This window comes from Nocardioides sp., from assembly GCF_050246775.1.
Classification (GTDB): domain Bacteria; phylum Actinomycetota; class Actinomycetes; order Propionibacteriales; family Nocardioidaceae; genus Nocardioides.
Map to the genome: position 1 here is coordinate 279,531 of NZ_JBFWVK010000005.1, position 26,151 is coordinate 305,681.

The following is a 26,151-nucleotide window of genomic DNA, read 5'->3' on the forward strand; positions in this document are numbered from 1 at the left end:
ACCTTCTATTGGGACTTCATAAGTTCAAAACCTTATGTATACTCTCATCAGCATCTGACCTGATGGAGGTGCCTGATGAATCTGGTGGTCCTCACCGTCGACCAGCGTGCCAGCCGAACCCGGCCGGACCTCGTGCCGGCCACCGTCGAGGCGCTCTCCACGCTCCCCACCCTGCGAGCCTTCGAACGCACAGCAGGGGACGAGATCCAAGGTGTCATCGACGACCCGGACGTCGTGGTGGCCGCCCTCGCGTTGCTCCTGCGCGGTGCTGAATGGAACATCGGGATCGGCATCGGCCCGGTCGAGACCCCGCTTCCGCCCCAGGCACGGGCGGGCCGCGGTGCGGCCTACCTGCAGGCCCGCGAGGCCGTCAACCGGGCCAAGACCGTCCCGGCGCACGTCAGCGTTGTCGGCGTGGACGGCTATCGTGCCGAGCAGTTGGAGACGGTCCTGTGGCTCTGGGCCGATCTGCTCCAGCGACGCAGTGCACGCGGCTGGGAGGTGGCCGACCTGATCGCCGAGGGCATCTCCCACGCGGAGGCGGGCGCCCGGCTGGGCGTGACGCAGTCCGCGGTCAGCCAGCGAGCCAGGACCGCGGGGGTCGTCGAGGGCGACCGGGCCGCCCGGCTGGCCCGGCAGCTGATCGCAGAGATGATGGCCGAAGGAGGGACGTGATGGTGGTGCTGAGCCTGGTGCTCCTCGTGCTGGCTCTGGCGGCCGTGCTCGTCGGGTGGCTCAGCCCGCGCCGAGGTCCCGGACTGGTGGGCGTCGGCCTCGCCGGGGCGCTGCTCACTGTCGTGGCTGCCATCGGGGTGGTGCACGACCCCTCAGGCCCACCGGCCCCGTGGCTGCGATTGCTGCTGCTGGCCGCGACCAGCCTGCTCGCCGTGGGTGGCGGCGGCCCGCTGACGGCTGCCGTGTTCGGCCTCGTCGATGGCCGTGACCGTCCTCGAGCCGACCAGGGCTCTGCCCGTGGCTCGATGGAGGAGGCCGGGCAGGTGCTGCGTGGGGGTGCGTGGATCGGCGTCCTCGAGCGGGCGGCGGTCTTCGCAACGCTGATGGCGGGCTGGCCCGAGGGACTGGCCGTGGTGCTGGGCCTCAAGGGCCTGGGCCGCTATCCCGAGCTGCGCAGTGGCCACAACTCCGGCACCGCGGAACGGTTCATCATCGGGACCTTCACGAGTGCCCTGTGGGCGGCCGCGTGCGCCGGAGCCGTGCTCCTACTGCTCTGACGGCCCCGGGGAGACGACGGCCAGGATCTCGGGGGCGCTGAACAGGTCCGCCGCAAGCTCACGCACCTGCTCGAGAGTGACCGCCTCGAGCCGGCCGATCACCTCGTCGACGCTCAGCAGCTCGTCGTAGACCAGCTCCGCCTTGCCTAGCCGCGACATCCGCGCTGCGCTGTCCTCAAGGCCCAGGACGATGCCGCCACGGAGCTGGCCCTGGGCCCGCGTCAGCTCAAGAGCGGTGATCCCCTCGGCCGCGATCTTCGCGAGCTCGGCGCGCACCGTCTCCAGCACTGCGTCCATCTTGCCCGGCAAACAGCCCACCGAGATGCCCACGAGCCCGGCGTCAGCGTGGTGGGAGGCGAAGGAGAAGACCGAGTAGGCCAGGCCGCGAACCTCACGGACCTCCTGGAACAACCGGCTCGACGTGCCACCCCCCAGCGCCGCGTTGAGCACCGACAGGGCGAAGCGACGCTCGTCGGTGCGCGTGATCCCCTGCATCCCGAGCACGAGATTGACCTGCTCGAAGGGTCGGTGCAGTCGTGCTACGCCCGGATGCACCCGTCGCGGCACCAGAGTGCCCTTCACCGGCGCTGGCAGTTGGTCGCCGAGCAGGAAGCCGTTGCGACCGAACGCGGCCCCGACGGCCTGCAGGACAGCGCTGTGCTCCAGGTTGCCGGCGACCGAGATCACCATGTTGGGGGCCCGGTAGTGGCGTCGGTAGAACCGCAGGATCTGCCCGCGCGTCATGGCTTCGATGGAGGCGACGCTGCCGGCGATGTTGCGCCCCACGGGAGCACTCCCCCAGGCCTGCTCGGCGAACAGGTTGTGGACGACGTCGTCTGGATCGTCCTCGTGCATCGCGATCTCGTCGAGGATGACGTCGCGCTCGGCCTCCACGTCAGCCGGGGTCAGGGTGGAGTTGGTGATCATGTCCCCGAGGACGTCGATGGCCATCGGGAGATCCTGGTCGAGCACCCGGGCATGGAAGCAGGTGTACTCCTTCGCGGTGAAGGCATTGAACTCCCCGCCGACCGCGTCGAGCGCGACCGAGATGTCCATGGCACTGCGCTCGGGGGTCCCCTTGAACAGCAGGTGCTCGAGGAAGTGCGAGCAACCGTGCTGCTTGACAGTCTCCTCGACCGACCCCACACCGACCCACACCCCGATGCTGGCCGAGCGCACCCCGGGCATCTGCTCGGTGATCACCCTGAGCCCGCCGGGCAGGACGCTGCGCCGGACCAGTCCGTCCTCGCTGGTCAGGACGGTGCGGGTGCCGCCGATCTGCTGGGCAGACGACAGCCGGCCAGCAGAGTTCTGCTGGCCGGCTGTCGTCAGGTGGTGCAAGGTCACTCGGAAGCGGCCTCGGCAGGCTCGGAAGCCGCCTCGGACTCGTCGACCGGGATCAGCGACAGCTTGCCGCGGTCGTCGATCTCGGCGATCTGGACCTGGATCTTCTGACCGACCGAGACGACATCCTCGACCGCGTCGACGCGCTTGCCGCCGGCCAGCGAGCGCAGCTTGCTGATGTGCAGCAGTCCGTCCTTGCCGGGCATCAAGGAGATGAACGCACCGAAGTTGGTGGTCTTGACGACCGTGCCCAGGTAGCGCTCGCCCACCTCGGGCATCGTCGGGTTGGCGATGCCGTTGATGATCGTCCGGGCAGCCTCGGCGGACTCGCCGTTGCTGGCACCGATGTAGATCGTGCCGTCGTCCTCGATCGAGATCTGGGCGCCGGTGTCGTCCTGGATCTGGTTGATCATCTTGCCCTTCGGGCCGATGATCTCGCCGATCTTGTCGACGGGGATGCGCACGGTGATGATGCGCGGCGCGTGCAGCGACATCTCCTCGGGAGCATCGATCGCCTCGGCCATCACATCGAGGATGGCGACGCGGGCGCCCTTGGCCTGGGTGAGGGCTGCGCCCAACACCTCGGCGGGGATCCCGTCGAGCTTGGTGTCGAGCTGGAGCGCGGTGATGAACTCCCGCGTGCCGGCGACCTTGAAGTCCATGTCCCCGAACGCGTCCTCGGCGCCGAGGATGTCGGTCAATGCGACGTACTCGGTCTCACCGTCGACCTCTCCGGAGATCAGGCCCATGGCGATGCCGGCGACGGCAGCCTTCAGCGGGACACCGGCCTGGAGCAACGACAACGTCGAGGCACAGACCGAGCCCATCGAGGTGGAGCCGTTGGAGCCCATGGCCTCGGAGAGCTGACGGATCGCGTAGGGGAACTCCTCACGCGTCGGCAGCACGGGGAGCAGGGCACGGCGAGCAAGCGCACCGTGACCGACCTCGCGACGCTTGGGCGAACCGACGCGACCGGTCTCGCCGGTGGAGAACGGCGGGAAGATGTACTTGTGCATGTAGCGACGCGTCTTCTCCGGGGAGAGCGTGTCGAGCTTCTGCTCGAGGCTGAGCATGTTCAGCGTGGTGACACCCAGGATCTGGGTCTCGCCGCGCTCGAACAGCGCCGACCCGTGCACCCGCGGGATCACGCCGACCTCGGCGTGCAGCGGGCGGATGTCGGCCAGCCCGCGGCCATCCATGCGGATCTTGTCGCGCAGCACGCGCTCGCGCACCAGCGACTTGGTCAGGGACCGGTAGGCAGCGCCGATCTCCTTCTCGCGGCCCTCGAAGTCGGCACCGACCTTCTCGAGCAGCGATGCCTTGACGGCGTCGAGCTTCTCCTCGCGCTCCAGCTTGCCCTCAGTGAGCAGGGCGGCTGCAGTCTCGGTCTTCACAGCGGCCTCGACCGCTGCGTAGGCGTCGTCCTCGTAGTCGAGGAAGATCGGGAACTCGGCGACCGGCTTGGCGGCCTCCTTGGCCAGCTCGGCCTGAGCCTCGCACAGCTGCTTGATGAACGGCTTGGCCGCGTCGAGGCCGCCGGCGACGACCTCTTCGGTCGGGGCCTGGACGCCGCCCTGGACCAAGGTCCAGGTCTGCTCGGTGGCCTCTGCCTCGACCATCATGATCGCGACGTCACCGGTGTCGGTGACCCGCCCGGCGACCACCATGTCGAACACGGCGTTCTCGAGCTGGCTGTGGGACGGGAACGCCACCCACTGGCCCTCGATGAGCGCCACGCGGACGCCACCGACCGGGCCGGAGAACGGGAGGCCGGAGAGCTGGGTGGAGATCGACGCGGCGTTGATCGCCAGCACGTCGTAGGGCATGTCGGGGTCGAGGGCCATCACGGTGATGACGACCTGGACCTCGTTGCGCAGACCCTTCTTGAAGGTCGGACGCAGCGGCCGGTCGATGAGACGGCAGGTGAGGATCGCGTCCTCACCAGGACGGCCTTCGCTGCGGAAGAACGAGCCGGGGATCTGACCCACGGCGTACATCCGCTCCTCGACGTCGATCGTCAGGGGGAAGAAGTCGAAGTGGTCCTTGGGCTGCTTGCCGGCCGTGGTGGCCGAGAGCAGCATCGTGTCGTCGTCGAGGTAGGCGGTCACCGAACCGGCGGCCTGGCGGGCAAGGAGCCCGGTCTCGAACTTGACGGTGCGGGTGCCGAACTTGCCGTTGTCAATCACGGTTTCGACGGCGGAGATGACGGGTCCCTCAGTCAAGGGTGTCCCTTTCTGTTAGCGGAGCTTGCCGCTTCGTCGCGCCCGGGCTGTTGAGCCCGAGGCGGGTACTCGAAGTGCTACCCGCCTTCCCTTGTGTTCAAGGGGGCCGGTCTTCGATCGAGGCCCGCAGATCAAGAATCTGAGAGCCACTACCGAGGACCGGGCCAGACGTGTGCGGGTCGCTCCTGGGGAGGTTTGGGTGTTCAGTTCTGCTGGTTCGAGCCTAGCAAGAGCAAAGGGAGCGGCCGTCCAGACGGACAACCGCTCCCCTCATGTCATCGACGCAGGCCGAGACGCTCCACGATCGAGCGGTAGCGCGCGATCTCGGTCTTCTGCAGGTAGTTGAGCAGACGGCGACGCTGGCCCACGAGGAGCAGCAGGCCGCGCCTGCTGTGGTGGTCGTGCTTGTGGGTCTTGAGGTGTTCGGTCAGGTGCGCGATGCGGAAGCTCAGCAGAGCGATCTGCACCTCCGGCGAACCGGTGTCACCCTCGGACTTGCCGTATTCAGCAATGATCTTCTTCTTGGTCTCCGCGTCAGTACCGATAGACATGCGGGGCTCCTTCCGGTTTCATCCGTTGCGCGGTGCCCGGGTGCTGATCACCTGGGCGCTCTGGATCCGCGGCCGTTCGACGGCAGTCGTCGTCCCGTCAAGGACAACCGGTGAAGATTATCAGCGCGCGGGACGCAAGTCCCAATCGAGCGATCATCGCTGCCTCGGCGAGCGCCCGTCGGTCGGCTGATTCTGGGGCACCGGCTCGGTGGTCGGCTCGGGGGGCTCGGGAAGCGCCGCGCCGGGAAGGGTCACGCCCGGGACGCTCGCGAACAGAGCCGGCGGCAGCACCGGCGGTCGGTCGGAGTCCCACGCGCTCGCCCGGTAGGCGACGTAGCTCTGGGCCCGCACCGGAAGTGGATAGACGTTGTAGAGCCGAGCGGTGCCGTTGAACCACGGGTACGGCGCCATCCGGCCGGGCTCGCCCGGGATCCGGTAGCCCCCCGCCCACTGCGGGTCGACCGACAGCGGACGTCCGGCCTGGTCGAACAGCTGGACTCCGGTGACCGACGTGCCGTCACTGTCGAACGCGTAGATGTTCGACACGTAGTGGCCGTCGTTCACGAGCCCCGGGACTCGTCCCCCGCCACCCGAGGAGGTGTACGCGACGTTGTCCGTGCCGTCGAGCACCAACGGCAGCGCGACCAGGAGGGCGAACGCGTTGGCGGCGACGAGGGCCCCTCGAGCGACCCGTGAGGTGCCCTGCCGGGTCGCCGGCCACCAGGCTCCTCGTCCCAGCTGGACGCTGCCGACGACGGCGGCGAGCAGCACGATCGGACCGACGAGCGCAAGGCCCAGCCGAGGGATCACTTCGAACGTCTCGTCGGGGCCTGACCACCGGTCGACCAGCTGAACAGCCAGCCAGGCCCGCAGCACCCACCAGGCGGGGCGGAGCGCGACGAGGAAGGCGACAAGCGCCTGTACCCACGGCCGGGTCGAGACCTCCCGCTCGATCCGGCGACCTCCGGCCTCCACTGCCGCAGCAGATCGGGCCCACAGGCCGACCCCGCGACCGTGCAGGCCGCGTCGGGTCGGGCGCGAACGCTCCAGCCCGGCGGCTGCGCACAACTCATCGGCATAGCTGGCGGGGTCGCCGAGGACCTCTCCGAGCGGTCGGTCACCCCCGTGATCAGCGACGAGCTCGGAGAGGTCGGCCTCGAGTCCGTCGGTCAGTTCCTCGCGCACCTCAGGTTCGAGGTAAGCGAGCCGGGCTCGCACACTCTCGACGAAGCCGACGATCTCCGGACGCGTCTCGACTTCCAGATCGTTGTTCATGCGGATGCTCCCCTGGTCTGCAACATGGTGGTGACGGTCGTGGAGAAGTGGAGCCAGTCGTCTCGTTGTCGTTTGAGCATCGAACGTCCGGACGCGCTGATGCCGTAGTACTTGCGATGGGGGCCGGCCTCGGACGGGACGACGTACGACGTCAGGGCTCCGCCGGCATAGAGGCGGCGCAGGGTGCCGTAGACCGAGGCGTCCCCGACTCCTTCGAGGCCGCCGGCGCGCAGCCTGCGGACGATGTCGTAGCCGTAGCCGTCCTCGTCGTCGAGGACCGCCAGGACGGTCAGGTCGAGTACGCCCTTGAGGAGTTGGGTGCTGTCCATGCACTGCACGGTACTACGTTATGCGCGGTACTCCTCAGTGCGACACACCGACCATCCGCCCTGGCTCCGTGGAGCCGCCGAGGGTGGGCAGGGCGTCGGCGTACCTCGCGAACGCCACCACGGCGTACTCCCCGCGGTGCACGCACCTCAGGCGTCGAGAGTTGCCAGGCGTCGATGAGCCACCTGCAGAACGCCCGCCAGCACCAAGGTCAGGACCCCCACCGCGATGACCAGGGGCGGTGCAGAGGCCGACACGGGCACCACCGGGTTTCCAGAGTCGATCTGGACTCGCTCCATCAGGGCGACCGGCAGGTAGTCAGCAACGAGACCGACGGGGCCGCCGCCTCCGAGATTGGTCGTTGAGGCTCGCACCATCGGCTCGAGCACCAGGGGACCGATCAACATGGTGGCCATGGCCGCGGCCTGCGACCGCAACACGATCGCCACGCTTGCGCCGACGGCAGCGCTCGTCGCACAGATCACGACCTGCGCCAGCGCGACCAGCGCGAGCACGGAGCCCGATGGCGGGGAGTCAAGGTCGTTACCCACCCACAGGCTGACGGAGGCCACAGCCGCACAGCCGACCAGCCCGAGCAGTCCACCGATCACGGCGACGGCACCCACCATCGCGGCGAAGAGTCTGCCTCGCCGCGGCACCAGCCACAGGGACGTGGCGAGCCCTCCATTGCGGAACAGCCGACCGACGGCCACGGCACCGAGCACCCCGGAGACCACCGGGGCGGCCGTCCCCTTGATGACGGCCGCGCGCACGAGTTGGTCGAGCCCCAGGACCTCCCCCGCATCGATCATGGCGAGCCCCACCCCGGTGAACACCAGGCCACCCAGGGCAGAGAATGCCCCCACCGCGACCGCACAGATCGCGAAGAGGCGAGAGCGGAGCAGGCACCGGACCTCATGCCAGAACACGGTCGACCGCCTCTGTTCGGGCCGGTGTCGCAGTGCGAGTGGCGAGGAGGTCGAAGTACGCCGTGTCGAGGTCACGACGGTCGGGGCGCACCTCGTGCAGGACGGCCCCGACGGCGACCGCGGCCGAGGCGACCGCGTGTACGTCGAGCCCGTCCACCGCAACCGAGCCTGAGTCGTCGATGGCTGCATTCACCGCCCCGAAACCCCGGACCGCCTCCAGCAGCAACTCCGGATTCCCACACTTCGCGATGACTCTCTCGGCTGCACCCCAGGGCCGGACGAACGATTCCAGATCACCGTCGAACAGCAGTCTCCCCCGGTCCACGACGAGGATTCGGTCGGCGCATGCCTCGACATCGGTGAGCAGATGTGAGGACAGCAGGACCGTGCGCCCGTCCTCGGCGCGGCTCCTGACCAAGTCCTGAAGCCAGTGCAGGCCCGCAGGATCCATGCCGTTGCCCGGTTCGTCCAGGAGCAGGACCTCGGGATCCGGAAGGAGCGCCGCGGCCAGGCTGAGCCGCTGACGCATGCCGAGGGAGAGCTTGGCAACCCGTTTGCCCTGGACGTGGGACAGGTCGAGCACGGCCAAGAACTCGTCGATGGCCGCCGCCGGGGCGCCGCATGCCCTCGCGACGCGAGTCAAGTGGGACCGGGGGGTCTGGGCCGTATCGAGCTGCTGCACGTCCAGGGCGAGTCCCACGGTGGAGACGGGATTGTCCAGGTAGGGATAGGTACGACCGTCGAACGTGGTCTGACCGCTGCCGAGCACCAGGCCGATCATCCGTTTCAACAAGGTGCTCTTGCCTGATCCGTTTGCTCCGACGAGGGCGGTCACCACTCCGGGCACCAGCGTGAAGGAGACGTCCGACAAAGCCAGGTGCGCGCCGTACCGTTTGCCGACCGCCCGGGCCTCGACGAGCGTCATGACGCCACCCCCTCGACCGGATCGAGGACGCACTCGAGGTCGGGGACGAGCTGCTCTGGCCAGTCGTGGGCGATCAGTATCACCAGTGAGGTGCGACGCCAGTGCCCGATCTCGTCGATCAGGGCACAGACGCCCTCCTCGTCCATCCCCTGGAACGGCTCGTCGAGCCAGACGTGTCGAAAGTTGCCCGGTGTGCACATGAGCATCCACAGCTTGCGGCGATTCCCGTTCGACAGAGTGCGTGCACGGGCGCCGAGCCACGGCTGCAACCCGAAGCGATCCGCCCGCCCGATGGCCTGCGCCAGGTCGGTCCCGCTGCTTCGCGCGGCGAGGACCAAGTGGTCACGGGCCGACATCTCAGGCAGGAGGGCCGCGCTCGATCGACACACCCGCCGCGACGCCCGTGCACGTGGGCTGTGCGCCGGCTCGCCATCGACCAGGACGTACCCGCCCATGGGTCGCAGGTACCCGCTGCACAGCTCCAGGAACGTCGACTTGCCGGTGCCGTTGGCGCCGCGCAGGCCGACGAGTCCGGGCCCCGTGAGGTCGACGCTCAGCCCGTCGAAGACGGGGCTGGCGGTGACGTATCCGGCCGTCACCTCGCAGAGACGGACGGCATGTGGAGAACTCGGTTGGACAGACACGTGAAAGCACCTCCAGACAGAAGCAGCGAATAGGCGCAGAGCAGAACGTCGACGACGACTGAGGGATGGAGCACGACGAGGAGAACGGGTGCGGTCATGGTGAGGATCGCGACCCCGGTCACGGCGTTGTACATCGCCGATCCATCCGCGTTCGTCACCGGCGGTACGACGCACTCCGCAATGACCCACGCGGCCAGGCCGATGAGATGGGCCAGCGCGGGGGCGATGCTGAGCGTCCCGGTCACCAACGCATACGCCAGTGTCGACAGCACCAGCGAGGTGCCCACCGGCAGCGCGTAGGCGGCTAGCACGACGACGGCGAGCTGGCCTCGCTCAGCTCCGAGCTCCCAGAGCTGGCGCAGCACCGGCGCAAGGCGGATCGGGCCGACGGGCCGACTCAGCGCTTCGCACAGCGCCATGATCATGGTCACCACCACGGTGAGCATGACGGTGCGGACCTGGGTCGTCGGGAGGTCTGTCAAGGACAACCCAGCGAGCGAAGCTCCGGTGAGGCCGAGACCGAGACAGAGCAGGCCGACCACCGTGTTGCGGACCACAGGGAATGTGGGCGCCGCGACCACCTCGGCGAGAAGTCCCCGGATCATCATGGTCGCCGCAGATCGAGACGATGACCGCCGGCCGACATCGCTGGCCCCCGGCACCGCGACCCGATCCGGGCGGTGACGCACCAACCTCACGACACACGCGGCGCTCACAGCCGCCAGCACCACCGATGCGGGGGGCATCCAAGCAAGCACTGATCGCGGTTCGGGGTCGGTTGTGTTGACGAGCACGAGTCCGGACACGACCTCCCCGGTGGCTCCCCCGACCGCCAGACTGATCAGCCCCAGCGTCAGGACGGTGCGTAGCCGAGGAAGGCCTCGCTCCACGCGTGTGATGGCCGACGCCGCAACGAGCGTGGCCCCGGCGAGGGCGAGCAGGCTCGGCGCAGTGAGGACCAGCACCAGCTCAGGAATGGTGAGTCCGAGCTGCTCGCGCAGGGGCAGGTACAGCGCACCGACGACTCCCGTGCCAGCGACGGCGACCGGCAGCCGGGGCGCGAGCGCGTAGACAATCGCCACGGTCGCGATCGGCAGGTCGAGGGCCTTGAGCAGCGCGTGCCTTGGATCGTGCCGTGTGGCCGGGTTGAGGCCGGACAGCAGGTCACGAACGACGTGGGCAGACGCGAGGTAGGTCAGCGTGAGGGAGGCCGTCACCGCCACGGTCAGCGCGAGACCCGGGTCGTTCATGTCCAGCAGGGCGTGGGCCACCAACGCGCTCACGGTCCACAGCACCAGGCAGCACGCGGCGCCCCCCACCACAACCACCAGCCGGAACGTGCGCAGGGTCCACGGAATCCGGAGTGCGACGAGGCTCTCCCAGAGGTACAGGTCCATCGCGATCCATACCGTTGAAGCCTGGAGTTCGCGGACGGCACGTTCCTGCTGGCTCAGGGGTCCCTCTGCGGCGCAGCCGGCCTCAGAGACTGCTGTAGTCATCTCGCCCTGACTCAGCGGCAGTCATCGACAGCACGGAGAACACCGCACCGATGAGCGCCAGGACGGCCGCGAGGAGGGACGTGTAGGACTGGGGAAACCGGGACAGCTCGCCACTCAGGGCGACCGCGTTGGCGATGAGGCAAGAGGCAAGGACGACCGCGGAGACGACGGCCATCCTGGGCGAATCACCCATTCGGTGATTGACGAGGGGCAGCCCCCCCACCATGCCCGCCAGTGCCGCAGTGATCCACAACCCGGCGACGACACTGGAATAGACCTGCGCAGGAACCCCGTTCCCTGGATCGTGGGCTCCCAGCGTGACGGCTGAGACGACGCTCAGGAGTGCTACGGCGAGCGCCACGAAGGCCACTGCGCGAACGCTGATGATCGTGAGGTTTGACACCGAGTTGTCTCACTTTCCCCAGGAGATGGCGGCGACCAGGAGGACCGAGGTTGCCAGGGTGACGCCTTTGGATCCTGAACCGAGTTTGACCCAATCGGTCCAGAACACACACAGCATGACCGCCGTGGCGACCACCAGATGGGCGATGAACCATCCACTGGGCAGCTCCATCCCGCTCAGGCTCAGCACTCGGATCGGCACGAGCGTGACCGCGACCAGGAGCCAGAAGGCTCCGAAGCGCAGCGATGGAGTCAGGGTCCTCGAAGCCCGGAAGACGTGGCGCTCCAGGCTTCGCGCCACGAGTGCGATCACGATCAGGGCCACCGCATGGACCGGAACCGAGAGATAGGCCCCCACACGGAGCGAAAGGTCGAGAAGCCGGTCGTCGCCCACCCCCTCGACGATGTCAGCGGGCACTCGTGCGCGCAGGTCCTCCAGCAGGCTGGGGATGAGGGCAGCCGACATGGCGAGGTCCAGCACGATCAGTGCAACCCACATCCGCGTCGTCGTGGGACGGCGCTCCACCTCGATGGTGGTCCTCTCCGGGTGCGGCGGCGACGTTCGAGGCGCAACGGTCATCGAGGCTCTCGGGAAGCTCGTTGGTGTGGTCAAGGGGTCCTCCGGGAACTAGCGACGGGAGATGACGAGGGATTCGACGGCCGCGCCACTGAGGATCATGGCGGCCGCCACGGTGAGGAGCTTCAGGCTCGGAGTCAGAGCAGCGAGGTAGCGGTTCACGGTTCGGGTCCGAGCGCCGTCCCGAGCGGTGAGGAGCGTGCTGACGAGGGGATGCAGGCCGGCTGCGGCAGCCAGGACCATTCCGCCGAACTCCAGCAGGATGTAGGGCCACGTCGACCCGAGGACGCCAGACCAGCCCGCGTTGTGTACGGCGACATCGAGGGTGCCGCCCACGAACGCGCCGACGCCTATCAGTCCGAGGATCGCCGTCAGGCCGACCGTCACCACCCCGGAGTACAGCAGCAGAGCGGCGCTCAGGTTGCGGCCGAGGATCTCGAGGAAGCCCGGAGAGCGAGCCTGGGCTCCTGGATCGACACCGGACAGCGTCGACGGGTCCACCAGGACCGCCGTCAGGGCGGCGACTCCGGAGAAGAGGGCGAGCGCGAGCATCAGCGATGTCGCGACCTCGTGCAGTCGGTACCGATTCGCGTCCACGGTTGCTTCCTCTCCTCCGAAGTCCCTGGCCGACGCTCAGACGATCGCGACCGCGCGCCCCTTCTTCACGACGTACCAGCGCACCGTCGCTGCGATCGCGCTGATGATGCCCCCGCCGAAGATGGCCATCACGACGGTGAGTGCCCAGCCACCGGCCATGATCGCGCTGACGATCTGACTGGCTGCAGACGCCGAGATGCCCAGGGAGCCGGCGACCCAGGCAAGTCCGACACCAGCCGTGGCAATTCCGAGCGTTGCCAGGATGAGCGTGAGTCCCAGAGTTCCGGACTTCTTCATTTCCATGGATTGACCCTCCAACTTTGTCGAACCCACGATCTGTGGGTGCAAGGACCATCGAACGGCGGGGACTGCAGCGCAACGAACGAGGCCGTCTTTTGCGGAGGTGCGCACAGGCGTTGACGCAGACACCGGGGCTTGCTATCGCTCCGAGTCACAACCTGCCGTGGCCGGTTGTTCGTCTGGTGAGGCGGTCCCGCTCCGAGCATGCTCGTAGGCAAGGGAACTGGCGCCGAACATCGGGAGCTGTCAGCTGTCCGAGATCGACCGAGGGGGCTAGCCGTCACATGAACGTGGGACATCTGCAAGCACTGATCGTCACCGCCGAGCTGGGGTCGGTCACCGACGCCGCGCGACAACTGTCCTACAGCCTTTCGGGTATCAGCCGGCAGTTGCGTGCCCTCGAGGCCGAACTGGGGGTTACCTTGTTCGTGCGTTCCGGTGGCGGTCTGACCCCGACCCAGTCAGCAGTCGACATCCTGCCGCTGGCGGTGTCGATGGTCGCCTTGGGTGACGCGGTCTCCGCCACCGCCAGCCGTCACCGCCCGAGCTCCGGCGGGGCTGTCAGGCGTGATCCAGCAGCCGGTCGAGCAGTGCCGGCACCTCGTCCACACCAGTGATCTCACCCCAACGCGCACCACTCTCGCGCGCCACTCTGCGCGCCTCGTCGCAATCGTCTGCCGGGGCCAGGATCACCAGCTCATCCAGGGCCAGGGCAGCGGGGAGCGGGTCGACCTCGTCGGTGCTGCGGCAGTCCGACAGCAACACCGTCACCCGACGGCTGGCCCGCGATCCGGCCAGTTGCACGCGCGCCTGCTCGAGCGCTGCACTGACCGAGGTCATGCCGTGACCGCGCAGCGCGAGCACGTCCTCCACGACCCGCCCTGGATCCGTGGAGCCGCCCAGCGGGGCCAGGACGTCGGCGTACCTCGCGAAGGCGATGACCGCGTGCTCGCGGGGCGCCCGGACCAGGCAGGCCGCCGCGGTGACCACGGCTGTGGCGAGTCGAGCTCCGGACATCGAGCCCGAGCGGTCCACCACCAGGCAGAGCGCAAGCTCGGGTCGTCCCCAGTCCCGCGCCGTCAGCTCGTCGAGCCCCGGCATGCGTCCCTCGCCGGCGGCGGTCGCGATCGCGTCCATGGAGGCGTCGATGTCGATCTCGCCGCCGAGGTGGGCCGCGACGTTGCGGGGGCGACCGACGCCGCGCCGCCGCGGCATGCCGACCCGGCACCGGTCCAGGATCAGTCGTGGGGCGAGTGCCCGGACCAGTCGTCGGAGGTTCTCGTCGGTGGCGGAGGCCATCGCGACCAACAGCGTCAGGGTGTCGTCCGGGTCCTCGGCGAGTGCTCGTTGGAGGGCCTCGTGGTCGAGCTCCCCGACCTCGGGGGACAGCTCGGCGAAGCGCGGATTGCGCGCCAGTTCGCTGCGCCCCGTGCTACGTCGACCCGGCTCCCGATCGCGGGGACTCGGTGGGGGCCGGCCCTGGGGCTGTGGGGCGCCCGCCGCGGGAGGCGGGCTCAGGCTTCCCCCGGTGGCGCGTCCCCACTCTCGTTCTCGGGATCGGGTCGGGGCCCGAACGCCTTCTCGTAGAGCTCGGCAACCACGTCCTCGGGGGTCCGCGGACACGACTCCTGCAGCCTGATCCGGCCGGTCAGGGCCGCCATGGCCGACTGGAGTCCCACCGTCCAGTCCGTGAGGGGTACGCCGCGCAGGCGGGCCAGCTCGCCGGCCAGCCCCACCGCATCGATGCCCCCACGGATCGACGACCCGATGCGAACGTCGGGGTGATCTCGGGTGCTTCGCACCAGCTCCACCATGCGGTCTCGCCAAGGCTCGTCGCGACAGTCGGTGCGCATCGCCAGGATGCGTCGCTCGGCCGCCTCGGACTGGTAGCCCATGGCGATCCGACAGGTCCGGTCGTAGAGAGCCGAGGAGATGCGCGCGGTCCCCACCGCGTCGTACGGGTTCATGGCCGCGACCAGCCCGAAGCCGGGTGCCGCCGGCACCCGGCCGAGCCTCGGCACCGTGATCTCAGCCTCGGACATCACCGTCAGCAGCACGTTGATGGTCTCCTCCGGGACCCGGTTGAGCTCTTCGACGTAGAGCAGGCCACCACTGCGCATAGCCTCCAACAGGGGCCCGTCGACGAAGATGTCGGGCCGATAGCCCTTGCTGAGCACCAACGCGGGGTCGAAGTGCCCGACCAGGCGTGCTGGGGTCAGCTCCGCATTCCCCTCGACCAGGACGAAGGGCACGTGCCGACCCGAGGCCACCTGGCGCAGCAGCGTGGACTTGCCGGTCCCCGGCGGTCCCTCGAGGAGCACGTGCGCGCCGCTGAGCAGCGCGGCCTCCAGCAGCTGCGCCTCCAGGTCCCGGTCGACGACGGGGTGCTGGGCACCGGTCATGCGTGCTCGTGGACCACGACGCCGCGGACGTTCTTGCCGGCGAGCAGGTCGTCGTAGCCCTCGTTGACCTGCTCGAGCGTGTAGGTCCTGGTGACGATCTCGTCGAGCTTGAGGTCACCGCTCTGGTAGAGCCCCAGGATCCGCGGGATGTCCACGGTGGGGTTGCAGTCGCCGAAGAGGCTGCCCTTCAGAGACTTGCGGTAGAGCGTCATGATCGTGCCTGGCAGCTCGATGGTCTGCTCCATGATCTTGTTCAGACCGGTGAGCACGACCACACCGCCCTTGCCGACGGCGTGGAAGCCGCCTGCGACGATCTCTGAGGTCATCAGCCCAGGGGTCAGGATCGCGGAATCGGCCATCTGCCCGCGGGTCATGTCGGTGATGGCCTCCATCGCCGCCTCGGTGCTGGCGAAGCTGTGGGTGGCGCCGAGCTCCATGGCCTTCTCCCGCTTGTTCTCCAAGGGGTCGATCGCGATGATGTTCTTCGCCCCGGCCAGCCGGGCTCCCTGCACCGCGTTGATGCCGATGCCGCCGATCCCCACGACCAGCACGGTCTGCCCGGGCCGGACGTTCGCTGTGTTCACGGCTGCTCCCCATCCGGTCGGCACCCCACAGCCCACCAGCACGGCCTTCTCCAGCGGAAGGTCGTCATCGACCTTGACCGCCGAGTTCTGGTGGATCACGCCGTACTGGCTGAAGGTGCCGAGCATGCACATGGCGCCGTACTGACCGCGCGGCCCGCTGATCGGGAACCGTTCACCGGGCAGGTAGCCCTCGAGGATCGTGGCGCCCATGTCGCAGATCGACTGCTGGCCGGAGGCGCAGTAGCGGCAGGACCCGCAGTTGGGGATGAACGAGCACACCACGTGGTCACCGGGCTTGACCCGGGTGACGCCGGGGCCCACCTCCTCGATGATCCCGGCACCCTCGTGCCCGAGCACCATGGGCAGCCGGGCCTCGAGGTCGCCGTGGGCGACGTGTACGTCGGAGTGGCACAGGCCCGCGTGGGTGTAGCGAATCAGCACCTCTCCCTCGCGCGGCTTGTCCAGCTCGAGTTCCTCGATCTCGATCGGCTTGCCCGGTTCGTAGACGACAGCGGCGATGGTCTTCATGCGGATTCCTCCAGGTGGCGTGTGATGCCCACCACACTGACATGTCCTGCACGGACGGACTGTTCAGGAGTTGGACATTCCCGCGCAGCCGACGGCGGGCTACTGTGAAGAGCAACGTACTGCGTTGGGGGCGCGGATCGCCACCAGAGTGTCGTACGACGGGAGGGTGCTGATGTCGGTTCCCGTGACCGACGAGTCCTCCCTGCCGTTGCGTCCGGCGATCGCCCAGTCCTGGCGGCGCGCCGACCGTGTCGGCCTGGACCCGGCTGCCACGTTCGACCACCTGGAGCGCGTGGACGTGGATGCCGAGGGGACCCTCATGATCGCTGCCGGTCCGGTCCTCGACGAGCTGGACGGGCGCCTGCGGGACACGAAGTACTCCACGATCCTCGTGGATCGCGACTGCCGGATCGTGCGGCGCTGGTCCGACGACCGTCGCATCGACGCCGGGTTCGAGGATCTGCACCTGGGGATCGGCACCAGCCTGCTCGAGGAGGACATCGGGACCAACGCCCTCGGCACCGTCCTGGAGACGCGGGAGAGCATCTTCATCAACGGCGCTGAGCACTACGCGGAGGCGCTGCGCGGTTTCAGCTGCTACGGCCACCCGATCCGCCATCCCCTGACCCGGCGGATCGAAGGCGTCCTGGACATCACGGCGATCGCGGCCGAGGCCAACCCGCTGCTGCCCGCTCTGATCGACCGCGCGGTCCTCGACATCGAGCAGCGACTGCTCGATGGCAGCCGGGCGTCCGAGAAGAGCCTCCTCGACGCGTTCCAGGCCGCAACGAGTCGCCACCGCCGAGCCATGGTCGCGATCGGCGAGGATGTCGTCCTGTCCAATCAGGCAGCCCTGGACCTGCTGGGTCCAGGCGACGTGGCGATGCTGCGGATGCTCGCCATCGATGCCGAGCGCCGGGGCGCCCGGTTGGATCTCTCCTTGGAGTCGGGTCGAGCGGTCACCGTCGAGGTCACCCCCGTCACCGGCGCGCGCCGGGGTGCGCTGCTCCATGTCGAGCCGCTGGACCAGGACCGTGCCAGGACCGTGACGCGCCGCTCGTGGACTTCGCGCGAGCAGTACTCCAGCCCTCTTCTGGTGTGGGGCCCGCCCGGAAGTGGCCGGACGACTCGGGCGCGTGAGCTCGCCGAGCACGAGCCTTTGACCGTGCTGAGCCCGGGCGCGGCGCTCCTGGACGGTGACACCGCCTGGGCGCGGGACTTCGAGGCGCTGATGCGCCGCAAGACCGGGTCGGTGTGCATCGACGGGATCGATCTGTTGTCCGACAGGTTGCTGGAGCTGGTCGGCCTGCGGGTCGACACCCGAGACCGTCCACACCTGATCTTCACCTCCGGCCCGGTCGGCGACCTCACGGGCCGCGCCGCGGCACTGGCGGGCTCCGCGACCCGACGGGAGGAGACGTTGGCGCTCTCGGCCCGCCGCCAGGACATCCCGGCCCTGGCAGCCCGGATGCTCGAGGAACTGGAGCCAGGGTCGCCGGTGCACCTGACGCCGAGCGCCATCACGGCATTGAGTGCCCAGTCGTGGCACGGGAACCTGCGGGAGCTCAAGGCCGTGATGTCCCACGCCGTCCAGCGACGGTGGGCCGACGCGATCACGGTGGGCGACCTGCCGGAGGGGTATCGCTCGGGAGTCCCGGAGAAGCCGATCGCGCCGCTGGAGCAGGCCGAGCGCGACGTCATCGTGGCCACGCTCCAGCGCTGCGGCGGCAACAAGGTGCGCGCCGCAGCGGAGCTGGAGGTGTCCCGCACAACCCTCTATGCCCGGATGAGGTCCCTACGGATCACGACGTACTGAGGGTGCCTGCGCTCAGCCGACGGTGACCGGGTGCCGCACGACCGCGTCGAAGAAGTAGCCGCCGTCATTGAACGGAGTGCTGAGCGGTTGCGTGCGCCCGAGCACGTCCGTCGCCCTGGCCAGGAGTTCGTGGTCGCCTGAGGACGGGTGACGCCAGATGTGCGCCCACTGCGTCCATCCGCCTCGATGCCCCGGCCGCAGCACCGTGGCACGCGACCAGGACTGGCCGCCGTCGGTGCTGACGTCGATGCGGGCAACGGGGCCGGCTCCGCTCCAGGAGCGGCCCGTCACCTCGAGGTGCGGGCGGGCTGGGAGGACGGCGTCCCAGGGAAGCTCCCAGGCGGAGCGCACGGGGTTGACGCCCAGCGGTGGCGCATCAGCCGGGTAGCCGGGTCCGGTCATGCGGTACCACGTGGTGTTCCACGGCGAGGTCAGCTCGGCACTCGACACCTCGAGCGAGCCCAGCCACTTGATGCTGGCGATACCGACCCATCCGGGCACCACCAGGCGCAGCGCATCGCCGAAGATGGCCAGGGTGTAGGTCGAGGCGTCGATCAGCGGGGTTGCGGTGTGATTGCGGACGAAGAGCCGTGACTGTCGGGTGAGGTAGTCGCGGGTGCGCACGGAGTCCCAGCGCATCTCGGCGTTGGTGCCGAAGTCCACGAACCTGCTGGGTGGCAACGGCTTGAGGATGGGGCCGGCGTCCTGCGCCTCGGCAACCCGTGGGAGTCCCAACGCCGCCCCGCCGGCGAGTGCTGACGCGGCCAGGAAGGTGCGCCGGCTGGCGACCGGCTCTGTCTCAGGTCTCAGGTCTCAGGTCTCAGGTCTCAGGTCTCAGGTCTCATGATGTGACCGTAACATGACTAGTTCAGTATGTTTAGTAGGTTATGACGGTCTGTGCCGTCTGGCAGCATGGGCCGCATGGAGAAGCGCATCGGCGTCTGCAACCTCTGCGAAGCGATCTGCGGCTTGGAGCTGACCGTCGAGGACCGCACGGTGCTCTCCGTCCGCGGCGACGACGCCGACCCCCTGTCGCGAGGACACATCTGCCCCAAGGGCGTGGCCATCGGTGACGTGTACGCCGACCCCGACCGCCTGCGCAAGCCGGTACGGCGGATCCTGCTCGACGGGGAGGCGCACTGGGACGAGATCGGCTGGGAGGAGGCGTTCGACCTGGTGGCTGACGGCCTGGCGCGAGCCACCAACGACCATGGCCGCGACGCCGTCGGGATCTACCTGGGCAACCCCAACGTGCACAGCCTGGGCTCGATGACCCACGGTCAGGCGTTGGTCAAGACCCTGCCGACCCGCAACCGGTTCAGCGCCACGTCAGTGGACCAGCTTCCCCACCAGCTCGTCGCCCATCTGATGTACGGCCACCAGCTGATGCTCCCGGTGCCCGACATCGACCGAACCTCGTACTTCCTGGTCTTCGGTGCCAACCCCATGGCCTCCAACGGGTCCCTGATGACCGTTCCAGACTTCCCGCAGCGACTGCGCGACCTCAAGGCCCGCGGCGGTGCGATGGTGCTCTTCGACCCACGTCGCACCGAGACCGCGAAGGTCGCGACCGAGCACCACTTCATCCGGCCCGGCAGTGACGTCCACGTGCTGCTCGCGATGCTTCAGGTGCTCTTCGAGGAGTCGTTGACCGCTCCCCCGGCCTTCGTCACCGGCCTCGAGGTCGTCGCCGACGCCGTCGCGGCCTTCACCCCCGAGCGGGCCGAGCGAGCAAGCGGGGTCTCGGCCGACGAGATCCGGCGGATCGCTCGTGAGTTCGCCGCCGCGCCGGCCGCCGCGGCGTACGGCAGGATTGGTGTCTCCACGACGGCCTGGGGCACGGTGGCGCAGTGGGCGCTCCAGGTGTTGAACCTGGTGACGGGGAACCTGGACCGCGAAGGCGGCACGATGCTCACCTCGCCCGCGATCGACGCGGTGGGTCGCGGGCTGATCGGCAAAGGTCACCACGGGCTGTGGAAGAGCCGTGTCCGCGGACTTCCCGAAAGCGGTGGCGAGCTGCCGGTGGCCGCACTGCGTGAGGAGATCGAGACGCCCGGAGAGGGCCAGATCCGTGCCGTCCTGACGATGTCGGGCAACCCGGTGCTCTCCACTCCCGACGGGGCCGGACTCGATCGGGCGTTGGCCGGGCTGGACTTCATGGCCGCCGTCGACATCTACATCAACGAGACCACTCGTCATGCCGACGTGATCCTGCCGCCGACCACGGCCCTGGAGCGGGACCACTACGACCTGGTCTTCCAGACGCTGGCGGTGCGCAACACCGCCCGGTTCACTCCTGCGGTCTTCGACAAGTCGCGCGAGCAGCGTCACGACTGGGAGATCTACCGCGAGGTGGCGCGCCGGCTGGGTCGTCGACTCAACCGCAAGCCGCCCTTGAAGAAGCGCCTGCTCAGCCGGGCCCGCCTGGCTGTGAGCCCGACCTTCTTGATCGGTCAACTGCTGCGCAGCGACAAGGCGGGCGTGACGATCTCCCAGCTGCGCCGCCACCCGTCCGGGGTCGATCTTGGCCCACTGCGGCCAGGCGCCTTCCCAGCCCGGCTGCAGACCTCCCACAAGCTCGTGATGGCCGCGCCCGACCTGGTGATGGACGACCTGGTGCGACTCGCCGAGTCTGATCCCCCACCGACTGACGACCTGCTTCTCATCGGTCGCCGCCACCAGCGTGACTGCAACTCCTGGCTGCACAACGCCTCGAGGCTGACCCGCGGCCGCGAACGCCACCAGCTCCTGATGAACCCGGGTGACCTGACTGCCCGAGGACTGCGCGACGGCTCCACGGTCACCGTGACGTCGCGAGTGGGCACGGTCCGCGTCGAAGTGCAGTCCACCTCGGACCTGATGCCCGGAGTGGTGTCCCTGCCGCACGGCTTCGGGCACCAGCTTCCCGGCACCAGGATGCAGGGCGCCGCGCAGGTGGAGGGCGTCTCCATCAACGACCTCACCGATCCCGAGCTCCTCGACATCTCCGGGAACGCCGCCCTCAGCGGGGTGCCGGTGACCGTGACCGCCTGAAGGCTCGGCCGCGGCCGACGCGCCCAGAGGCGATCATCGGTCTAGACTTCCCGGACTCGCCAGACTCACCGGACGGCGCGATGGCAATCTTCTTCGACGATGGACAGTCCGAGATCCCAGACGGGGTGGTCGGGCCCGTCGAGCGTGTTCTGGTCGTCGGTGCCGGCATCGCCGGCCTCACCGTGGCGAACGCGCTGGCCCACGCGGCGGTCGAGTGCGTGGTGCTCGAGGCCCGGAGCCGGATCGGCGGGAGGCTGTACACGACGGACCTGGCCGGATCACCCGTAGACCTCGGCGGCTCGTGGATCCACCACCCGACGGGCAACCCCCTGATGCGGTTCGCACAGACAGCGGGCATCGGGAGTCGATCCGCCACCCCGCTCCCGGAGCTGACCGCCTTCGACTGCAGGACCGGGCTCTGGCTGTCGCATGCGGACGTCGAGGCCAGCCTGACCGTCGAGCTCGAGGGCTTCGCCCAGGCACTCAGCGGGCTGCGCACCCGGCTGGGGCCGGACGCGTCGGCGGCGGAGGGCATCGAAGCCCATCTGGCTGCGACCGGCCTGAGGGGCGAGCCGCTACGACGAGCCCGGCAAGGGCTGCGCGCGAGCGTGGAGGCGGACGCTGCGGGTGCCGCCGAGCACCAGTCGCTGCAGTGGCTCTGGACTCAGGCGGAGTACGGGGGCGACTACTTCGGCGTCCAACCTGAGGGCGGATATGCCTCTGTGGTCGACGCCATGGCCGGCGGCCTCGACGTGCGCCAGGACTGGCCTGTGTCTCGTGTGGAGGTGGCCGACGGAGCCGTGAGCCTCACCTCGGCGTCCGGCGCCACCGAGGTCGGCTCCCACGTCGTTGTCGCGGTCCCGCTCGGTGCGCTCAAGAATGAGTCACCGAGATTCGTGCCATCCCTTCCGACCGAGCAGGCCGAGGCCGTGGGCCGGCTGGGCTTCGGACGCTACGAGAAGGTGGCGCTCAAGTTCGAGGAACCGTTCTGGCAGCGAGCCGGCTGGTCGCACCTGGTGCTGTTCCCTCGTGAGGCGGACGAACCCGCATCGTGGGTGTTCGATCTCCACGCGTTCGGTGCTGATCCGATCCTGGTGTGCCACACGTTCCACTCGGCCACTGCTCACCTGAAGGGAACCTCACCGACCGCTGCGGCCCGGTGGCTGATGGGCATGCTCACGGCGGCGCTTGGTGCGTCCTGCCCCGAGCCGGTCGCCGTCGCCGTGACCGACTGGGGGAACGACCCCTACACACGTGGCGCCTACACCCACGTACCCCCAGGCTCCTGCGATGCCGACGTCGACCTGCTCGCGACGCCCGTGGCCGGGCGCCTGCTCTTCGCCGGCGAGCACACGCAGAGCGCTCGCCTCGGCTACGCCGACGGTGCCATGACGAGCGGCGTCCGCGAGGCCAAGAGACTGCTGGGCACGCCCACCGTGACCCTGGGCCGACTCACCGGAGCGAGGTGACGCATGGGTCGCTCCCTGGGGACTCTCGAGACGGATCGACTCGTCCTTCGGCCGCGCCGAGCAGAGGAGGCTGCGATCTACCGGCAGCTGTGGCTCGAGCGCGACCAGCGCGTGCCGGCGGGGCGACGGGTGGACCCCGAGGGGCGACCCACGGTGGCCGACATCGTCCTCCAGATCCGCGCAACGCAGCAGGATCCGGGACCAGGCATCCTGGCAGTGGAGCGGAAGGGCACCGGCGACGTGATCGGCTACTGCGGGTTGATCCCCCACGGGCGAGGATCCCCCGACGAGCCCGAGCTGGCCTTCGAGCTGCTGCGTGCCACTCAGGGCTGCGGTTACGCAACAGAGGCCGCTCGGGCCGTGGTGGCCTGGGCCCGCGAGGCTGGCTACCGACGGTTGCGGGCTGGGGTCTGGGACTGGAACACCCCCTCGCGAAGGGTGCTTGCGAAGCTCGGGTTCCTCGAGTCGGGGCGGGGGGAACCCGCCCCTGGCCAAGGCGTCACCCTGCTGATGGTGCGAGAGCTGGACGAGTTTGCATCGTGAGCCCATCGGCTTGCGTGACCGCCTATCCGGCAGTCACAGTCGTCCATGCCCTCCCCTCGCCCGACACTGTTCCTGACCGTCGGCCTTCCCGGTGCCGGCAAGACCACTCGCGCACTGGAGCTGGCCCGCGAGAAGACACTGCTGCGGCTGACCCCGGACGAGTGGATGGCGCCGCTCTTCGGACACAGTGACGCCGGCGGACGCCGCGACATCCTCGAAGGCCGCATGATCTGGGTCGCCCACCAGGTGCTGCTGAGTCGGGCGTCGGTCGTGCTGGACTTCGGATGCTGGTCACCCGAGGAGCGCTACGCCATCCGCTCCATCGCGGAGGTGGCCGACGCGAACTTCACGTTGGAACACGTCGAGATCACCGAGTCCGAACGACGGGCCCGCTGCGATCGTCGCTGGCTGCTGGCGCCCGAGACCACCTTCGAGATGACCCAGGCGGATCAGGATCGCTTCGTCTCCCACTATCAGCCGCCCACCGACGACGAGCTCTCCTACGGCCCCATGCCGGGTCCCCCGGCCGGCCTGGCCAGCTGGCCGGCATGGGCGAGCCACCGGTGGCCCACCCTCCCGCTCATCCAGGCCAGCTGACCTGCATCTCAGGCGTCCACCAGTCTCACGTGTGCTGGGTCGTCCTCGACCACCCGTTCCCCCACGGGACGCTGCGGCCGCTGGGGCCACCACGCACGGTCGCCGAGCAGGATCAGGATCGCGGGCAGCATCACCAGGCGAATCACCGTGGCGTCGATGAGGATGGCGGCCGACAGCCCGACTCCCATCATCTTCATCTCGAGCATGCTCAGGGTGGCGAAGATGGCGAAGACCGACACCATCACCGCTGCCGCACTGGTCACCACCCCAGCGGTGTCGACCAGGCCCTCCTCGACAGCCAGCCTTGCGGGCAGCCCGCGCCGTACGTGTTCCCGGATCCGGCTGAGCACGAAGACGTGGTAGTCCATCGACAGCCCCACCAACACCACCAGGACGAACAACGGGATCCAGTCGATGATGAGTCCTGGTGTCGTGAAGTCCAGGAGCTGGTGTCCCCACCCGTGCTGGAACACCAGGGTCATCAGGCCGAACGCCACTCCGACCGACACCAGGTTGAGTCCGGTCGACACCAGCGCGATCGGCACACTCCGGAAGGAGAGCGCCATCATCAGCATGGTCAGCATCAGGACGAACCCGATCACGATCGGCAGGTACGTCGACAACCGGTCTGAGCTGTCCAGCGCTTCGGCCGGCCCGCCACCCACCGCGTACGTCGACGTCACCGGGCCCAACGTCGCCGGCACGAGATCGGTGCGCAGGTGGGTCACGGCATCGTCGACCCGCGGGTCCGACTCCGCGTAGGGCATGGCCAGGGTGAGTCGAGACGTCCGACCATCGGCGGAGGTCTCGATGGGCGCGGGCGCCTCGACCACGAAGTCGGCGTCGGAGCGGGCGCGTTCGCGAAGGTCAGCCAGGGCCGCACGCACCTCACGACGCTCGCCCGTGGCCACCACGCTGGCCGTCGAGCCCTCCTGCGGGAACCTGTCCACGAGATCGCGGTAGGTCTGCACCTCGGGGATCGTGCCGGGAAGCGTGTCGAGGTTGGCGGAGTGGATCTTCATGCCCAGCGCCGGCACGCACAGAGCCAGCACGGCGGCCGAGGAGATCAGCAACGCCAGGGCGGGATGCCGTACGACGGGCGCCAGGATGCGGCGGCTCAGACCGCCTCGACCGACCCGACGGTTCAAGCGCCACAGCAGCGGCACCCGGGGCCGGTCGACCCAGCGCCCGAGCTTGGCCAGGAGGGCGGGCAGCACCGTGATGGAGCCGAGCACCGCGACGCCGACCACGAGGATCGCGCCGGTGGCCAGGGAGTTGAAGGTGGCCCCACCGATCACGTAGAGCCCGGCCATCGACGCGATCACGGCGAGGCCCGAGACCATGATCGAGTGTCCTGAGGTCTCCGCGGCGATCTCGACGGCGTCGAGCGTCGTGGCTCCCGCGGCCCGCTCCTCGCGTTCGCGCTTGAGGTAGAACAGCGAATAGTCCACCCCAACGGCCATGCCGATCAGCACGATCATGCTGCTCACGGTGGACTCGGCGTGGACCAGGTGCGAGAGCGGCGCGGTGATCCCGATGGTGACCGCGACGCTGGTGACTGCCAGCAGCACTGGGATGCCCGCAGCGATGAGAGCGCCGAACGCCAGCAGCATCAGCACCACGGTGACCGGCAGGCTGATGCCCTCGGCAGCGCCGAGGTCCTCACCCACCTGGTTCTCGATGCCCGCGTCCACCGACAGGTCCCCGGCCTGGCGGATCTCCAGATCGGGGTGCCGTTCCTGGGCGGCGGCGGTGAGGTCCTGCAGGGGTTCGGCGTCATCCTGGTCCTTGGCCAGCTGGGCCGACAGGAGCAGGGCCGTCCGGTCCTGGCTCCAGGCCGGCTCCGAGACCGCGGTCACCGCCTCGAGTGCGGCGAGCTCGCCCGCGAGACCGCGGGCCGCGGCGAGGGCGTCGTCGCCCAGCACACCGCCCGAGGACGACGTGATGAGCACGCTCTCCGCGTCGGGGTGCTCCAACCCCGCAGCCGAGATCATGGCGTCGGCACGGCCGGATTCGCCGAGGCGGTAGTCGGCGTCGGTGGTCGTGACGGTCGGGACCGACATGGCCAGCAGGACAGCCACGGCGACCAGGAGCAGCCAGGCCAGGATCGCCCTCCAGGGATGGGTGGCGCTCCAGCGTGCCGCCCGAAGAGGGAGGTTCGCGAATGGGTTGTGGGTAGCCATGTCGGTGCTCCTCGAGAAGATGGGTGAGTCGAGGACTCCAGCCTCGCGACGGGCGCTGCCCTCGTCAGGGGCGGCAGGCCCCCGTGTGGGGGTGGACCCAGCACCCCTGTGCCGGGACCGCGCATCAGCGAAGATGGGCCCATGACCCCCAGCAGCGGATCGCGCAGGTTGC

At 69.0% G+C, this 26,151-nt stretch carries 26 protein-coding genes; 8 read left to right on the plus strand and 18 right to left on the minus strand.

Going from position 1 to position 26,151, the window contains the following annotated elements:
* The first annotated feature begins 75 nt into the window (after nucleotides 1–75).
* Both AB7I40_RS19985 and AB7I40_RS19990 read left to right on the plus strand, forming a co-directional pair.
* Nucleotides 76–675 carry a transposase gene (locus tag AB7I40_RS19985; protein ID WP_428345346.1) on the plus strand — a complete coding sequence of 200 codons (600 nt, stop codon included), beginning with the start codon at nucleotides 76–78 and terminating at the stop codon, nucleotides 673–675.
* Nucleotides 675–1,232: a hypothetical protein gene (locus AB7I40_RS19990; protein ID WP_428345347.1), complete on the plus strand. Its 558-nt coding sequence runs from the start codon at nucleotides 675–677 to the stop codon at nucleotides 1,230–1,232. Before AB7I40_RS19985 ends, AB7I40_RS19990 begins: the two co-directional genes overlap by 1 nt.
* Here AB7I40_RS19990 and AB7I40_RS19995 read toward each other — a convergent pair.
* The 13 genes from AB7I40_RS19995 to AB7I40_RS20055 form a co-directional block, all read right to left on the minus strand.
* Nucleotides 1,221–2,579 carry a M16 family metallopeptidase gene (locus tag AB7I40_RS19995; RefSeq protein ID WP_428345348.1) on the minus strand — a complete coding sequence of 453 codons (1,359 nt, stop codon included), beginning with the start codon at nucleotides 2,577–2,579 and terminating at the stop codon, nucleotides 1,221–1,223. The genes AB7I40_RS19990 and AB7I40_RS19995 overlap by 12 nt on opposite strands.
* Entirely contained in the window at nucleotides 2,576–4,798 is a 2,223-nt protein-coding gene (locus AB7I40_RS20000; protein ID WP_428345349.1) for a polyribonucleotide nucleotidyltransferase, read from the minus strand. The genes AB7I40_RS19995 and AB7I40_RS20000 overlap by 4 nt, the downstream gene beginning before the upstream one ends.
* Nucleotides 4,799–5,073: 275 nt before the next feature.
* Nucleotides 5,074–5,349: a 30S ribosomal protein S15 gene (gene rpsO, locus AB7I40_RS20005; RefSeq protein ID WP_428345350.1), complete on the minus strand. Its 276-nt coding sequence runs from the start codon at nucleotides 5,347–5,349 to the stop codon at nucleotides 5,074–5,076.
* Between the two features lie 153 nt (nucleotides 5,350–5,502).
* Complete coding sequence (locus AB7I40_RS20010) at nucleotides 5,503–6,624, minus strand: hypothetical protein (RefSeq protein WP_428345351.1); 1,122 nt, start codon at nucleotides 6,622–6,624, stop codon at nucleotides 5,503–5,505.
* Nucleotides 6,621–6,953 (minus strand): PadR family transcriptional regulator, encoded by a 333-nt coding sequence (locus AB7I40_RS20015; protein ID WP_428345352.1) that lies wholly within the window; start codon nucleotides 6,951–6,953, stop codon nucleotides 6,621–6,623. Before AB7I40_RS20015 ends, AB7I40_RS20010 begins: the two co-directional genes overlap by 4 nt.
* Nucleotides 6,954–7,100: 147 nt before the next feature.
* Complete coding sequence (locus AB7I40_RS20020; RefSeq protein ID WP_428345353.1) at nucleotides 7,101–7,880, minus strand: hypothetical protein; 780 nt, start codon at nucleotides 7,878–7,880, stop codon at nucleotides 7,101–7,103.
* Nucleotides 7,867–8,805, minus strand: coding sequence for an ATP-binding cassette domain-containing protein (locus tag AB7I40_RS20025; RefSeq protein ID WP_428345354.1), 939 nt, complete (start codon nucleotides 8,803–8,805; stop codon nucleotides 7,867–7,869). Before AB7I40_RS20025 ends, AB7I40_RS20020 begins: the two co-directional genes overlap by 14 nt.
* Nucleotides 8,802–9,404 (minus strand): ABC transporter ATP-binding protein, encoded by a 603-nt coding sequence (locus AB7I40_RS20030; RefSeq protein ID WP_428345355.1) that lies wholly within the window; start codon nucleotides 9,402–9,404, stop codon nucleotides 8,802–8,804. Before AB7I40_RS20030 ends, AB7I40_RS20025 begins: the two co-directional genes overlap by 4 nt.
* Nucleotides 9,401–10,846 (minus strand): hypothetical protein, encoded by a 1,446-nt coding sequence (locus tag AB7I40_RS20035; protein ID WP_428345356.1) that lies wholly within the window; start codon nucleotides 10,844–10,846, stop codon nucleotides 9,401–9,403. Before AB7I40_RS20035 ends, AB7I40_RS20030 begins: the two co-directional genes overlap by 4 nt.
* Before the next feature lie 82 nt (nucleotides 10,847–10,928).
* Entirely contained in the window at nucleotides 10,929–11,351 is a 423-nt protein-coding gene (locus AB7I40_RS20040) for a hypothetical protein (protein ID WP_428345357.1), read from the minus strand.
* Between the two features lie 9 nt (nucleotides 11,352–11,360).
* The gene (locus AB7I40_RS20045; protein ID WP_428345358.1) at nucleotides 11,361–11,930 is read right to left on the minus strand and encodes a hypothetical protein; all 570 of its coding nucleotides are present in this window, start codon (nucleotides 11,928–11,930) and stop codon (nucleotides 11,361–11,363) included.
* Between the two features lie 48 nt (nucleotides 11,931–11,978).
* The gene (locus AB7I40_RS20050; RefSeq protein ID WP_428345359.1) at nucleotides 11,979–12,524 is read right to left on the minus strand and encodes a stage II sporulation protein M; all 546 of its coding nucleotides are present in this window, start codon (nucleotides 12,522–12,524) and stop codon (nucleotides 11,979–11,981) included.
* Nucleotides 12,525–12,560: 36 nt separating this feature from the next.
* Nucleotides 12,561–12,827 (minus strand): uberolysin/carnocyclin family circular bacteriocin, encoded by a 267-nt coding sequence (locus tag AB7I40_RS20055; RefSeq protein WP_428345360.1) that lies wholly within the window; start codon nucleotides 12,825–12,827, stop codon nucleotides 12,561–12,563.
* Between the two features lie 281 nt (nucleotides 12,828–13,108).
* Here AB7I40_RS20055 and AB7I40_RS20060 point away from each other — a divergent pair, with 281 nt between their 5' ends.
* On the plus strand, nucleotides 13,109–13,441 hold the full coding sequence (locus AB7I40_RS20060) for a LysR family transcriptional regulator (RefSeq protein WP_428345361.1): 333 nt from the start codon (nucleotides 13,109–13,111) through the stop codon (nucleotides 13,439–13,441).
* On the opposite strand, the gene AB7I40_RS20065 is transcribed toward AB7I40_RS20060, so the two are convergent.
* Genes AB7I40_RS20065 through AB7I40_RS20075 form a run of 3 tightly spaced genes read right to left on the minus strand, consistent with a single transcriptional unit; the run spans nucleotide 13,386 to nucleotide 16,338 of the window.
* Entirely contained in the window at nucleotides 13,386–14,447 is a 1,062-nt protein-coding gene (locus AB7I40_RS20065; RefSeq protein WP_428348123.1) for a vWA domain-containing protein, read from the minus strand. The genes AB7I40_RS20060 and AB7I40_RS20065 overlap by 56 nt on opposite strands.
* The gene (locus tag AB7I40_RS20070; protein WP_428345363.1) at nucleotides 14,339–15,226 is read right to left on the minus strand and encodes an AAA family ATPase; all 888 of its coding nucleotides are present in this window, start codon (nucleotides 15,224–15,226) and stop codon (nucleotides 14,339–14,341) included. Before AB7I40_RS20070 ends, AB7I40_RS20065 begins: the two co-directional genes overlap by 109 nt.
* Nucleotides 15,223–16,338, minus strand: coding sequence for a Zn-dependent alcohol dehydrogenase (locus AB7I40_RS20075; RefSeq protein WP_428345364.1), 1,116 nt, complete (start codon nucleotides 16,336–16,338; stop codon nucleotides 15,223–15,225). Before AB7I40_RS20075 ends, AB7I40_RS20070 begins: the two co-directional genes overlap by 4 nt.
* A 172-nt stretch (nucleotides 16,339–16,510) precedes the next feature.
* Between AB7I40_RS20075 and AB7I40_RS20080 the strand changes: the two genes are divergently transcribed.
* A complete protein-coding gene (locus AB7I40_RS20080) occupies nucleotides 16,511–18,154 on the plus strand; it encodes a sigma-54-dependent Fis family transcriptional regulator (protein ID WP_428345365.1) in 1,644 nt (547 codons plus the stop codon).
* A 12-nt stretch (nucleotides 18,155–18,166) separates the two neighbouring features.
* On the opposite strand, the gene AB7I40_RS20085 is transcribed toward AB7I40_RS20080, so the two are convergent.
* On the minus strand, nucleotides 18,167–18,889 hold the full coding sequence (locus tag AB7I40_RS20085; RefSeq protein WP_428345366.1) for a molybdopterin-dependent oxidoreductase: 723 nt from the start codon (nucleotides 18,887–18,889) through the stop codon (nucleotides 18,167–18,169).
* A 186-nt stretch (nucleotides 18,890–19,075) separates the two neighbouring features.
* Here AB7I40_RS20085 and AB7I40_RS20090 point away from each other — a divergent pair, with 186 nt between their 5' ends.
* The 4 genes from AB7I40_RS20090 (at nucleotide 19,076) to AB7I40_RS20105 (ending at nucleotide 23,796) form a co-directional block, all read left to right on the plus strand.
* Nucleotides 19,076–21,187, plus strand: a complete 2,112-nt coding sequence (locus tag AB7I40_RS20090; protein ID WP_428345367.1) for a molybdopterin-dependent oxidoreductase — start codon at nucleotides 19,076–19,078, stop codon at nucleotides 21,185–21,187.
* Nucleotides 21,188–21,267: 80 nt separating this feature from the next.
* Entirely contained in the window at nucleotides 21,268–22,656 is a 1,389-nt protein-coding gene (locus AB7I40_RS20095) for a flavin monoamine oxidase family protein (protein ID WP_428345368.1), read from the plus strand.
* 3 nt (nucleotides 22,657–22,659) lie between these two features.
* Complete coding sequence (locus AB7I40_RS20100) at nucleotides 22,660–23,199, plus strand: GNAT family N-acetyltransferase (RefSeq protein WP_428345369.1); 540 nt, start codon at nucleotides 22,660–22,662, stop codon at nucleotides 23,197–23,199.
* Nucleotides 23,200–23,244: 45 nt separating this feature from the next.
* Nucleotides 23,245–23,796 carry an AAA family ATPase gene (locus AB7I40_RS20105; protein WP_428345370.1) on the plus strand — a complete coding sequence of 184 codons (552 nt, stop codon included), beginning with the start codon at nucleotides 23,245–23,247 and terminating at the stop codon, nucleotides 23,794–23,796.
* 8 nt (nucleotides 23,797–23,804) lie between these two features.
* Here AB7I40_RS20105 and AB7I40_RS20110 read toward each other — a convergent pair whose 3' ends face one another.
* A complete protein-coding gene (locus tag AB7I40_RS20110; protein WP_428345371.1) occupies nucleotides 23,805–25,979 on the minus strand; it encodes an MMPL family transporter in 2,175 nt (724 codons plus the stop codon).
* Nucleotides 25,980–26,151 lie beyond the last annotated feature (172 nt).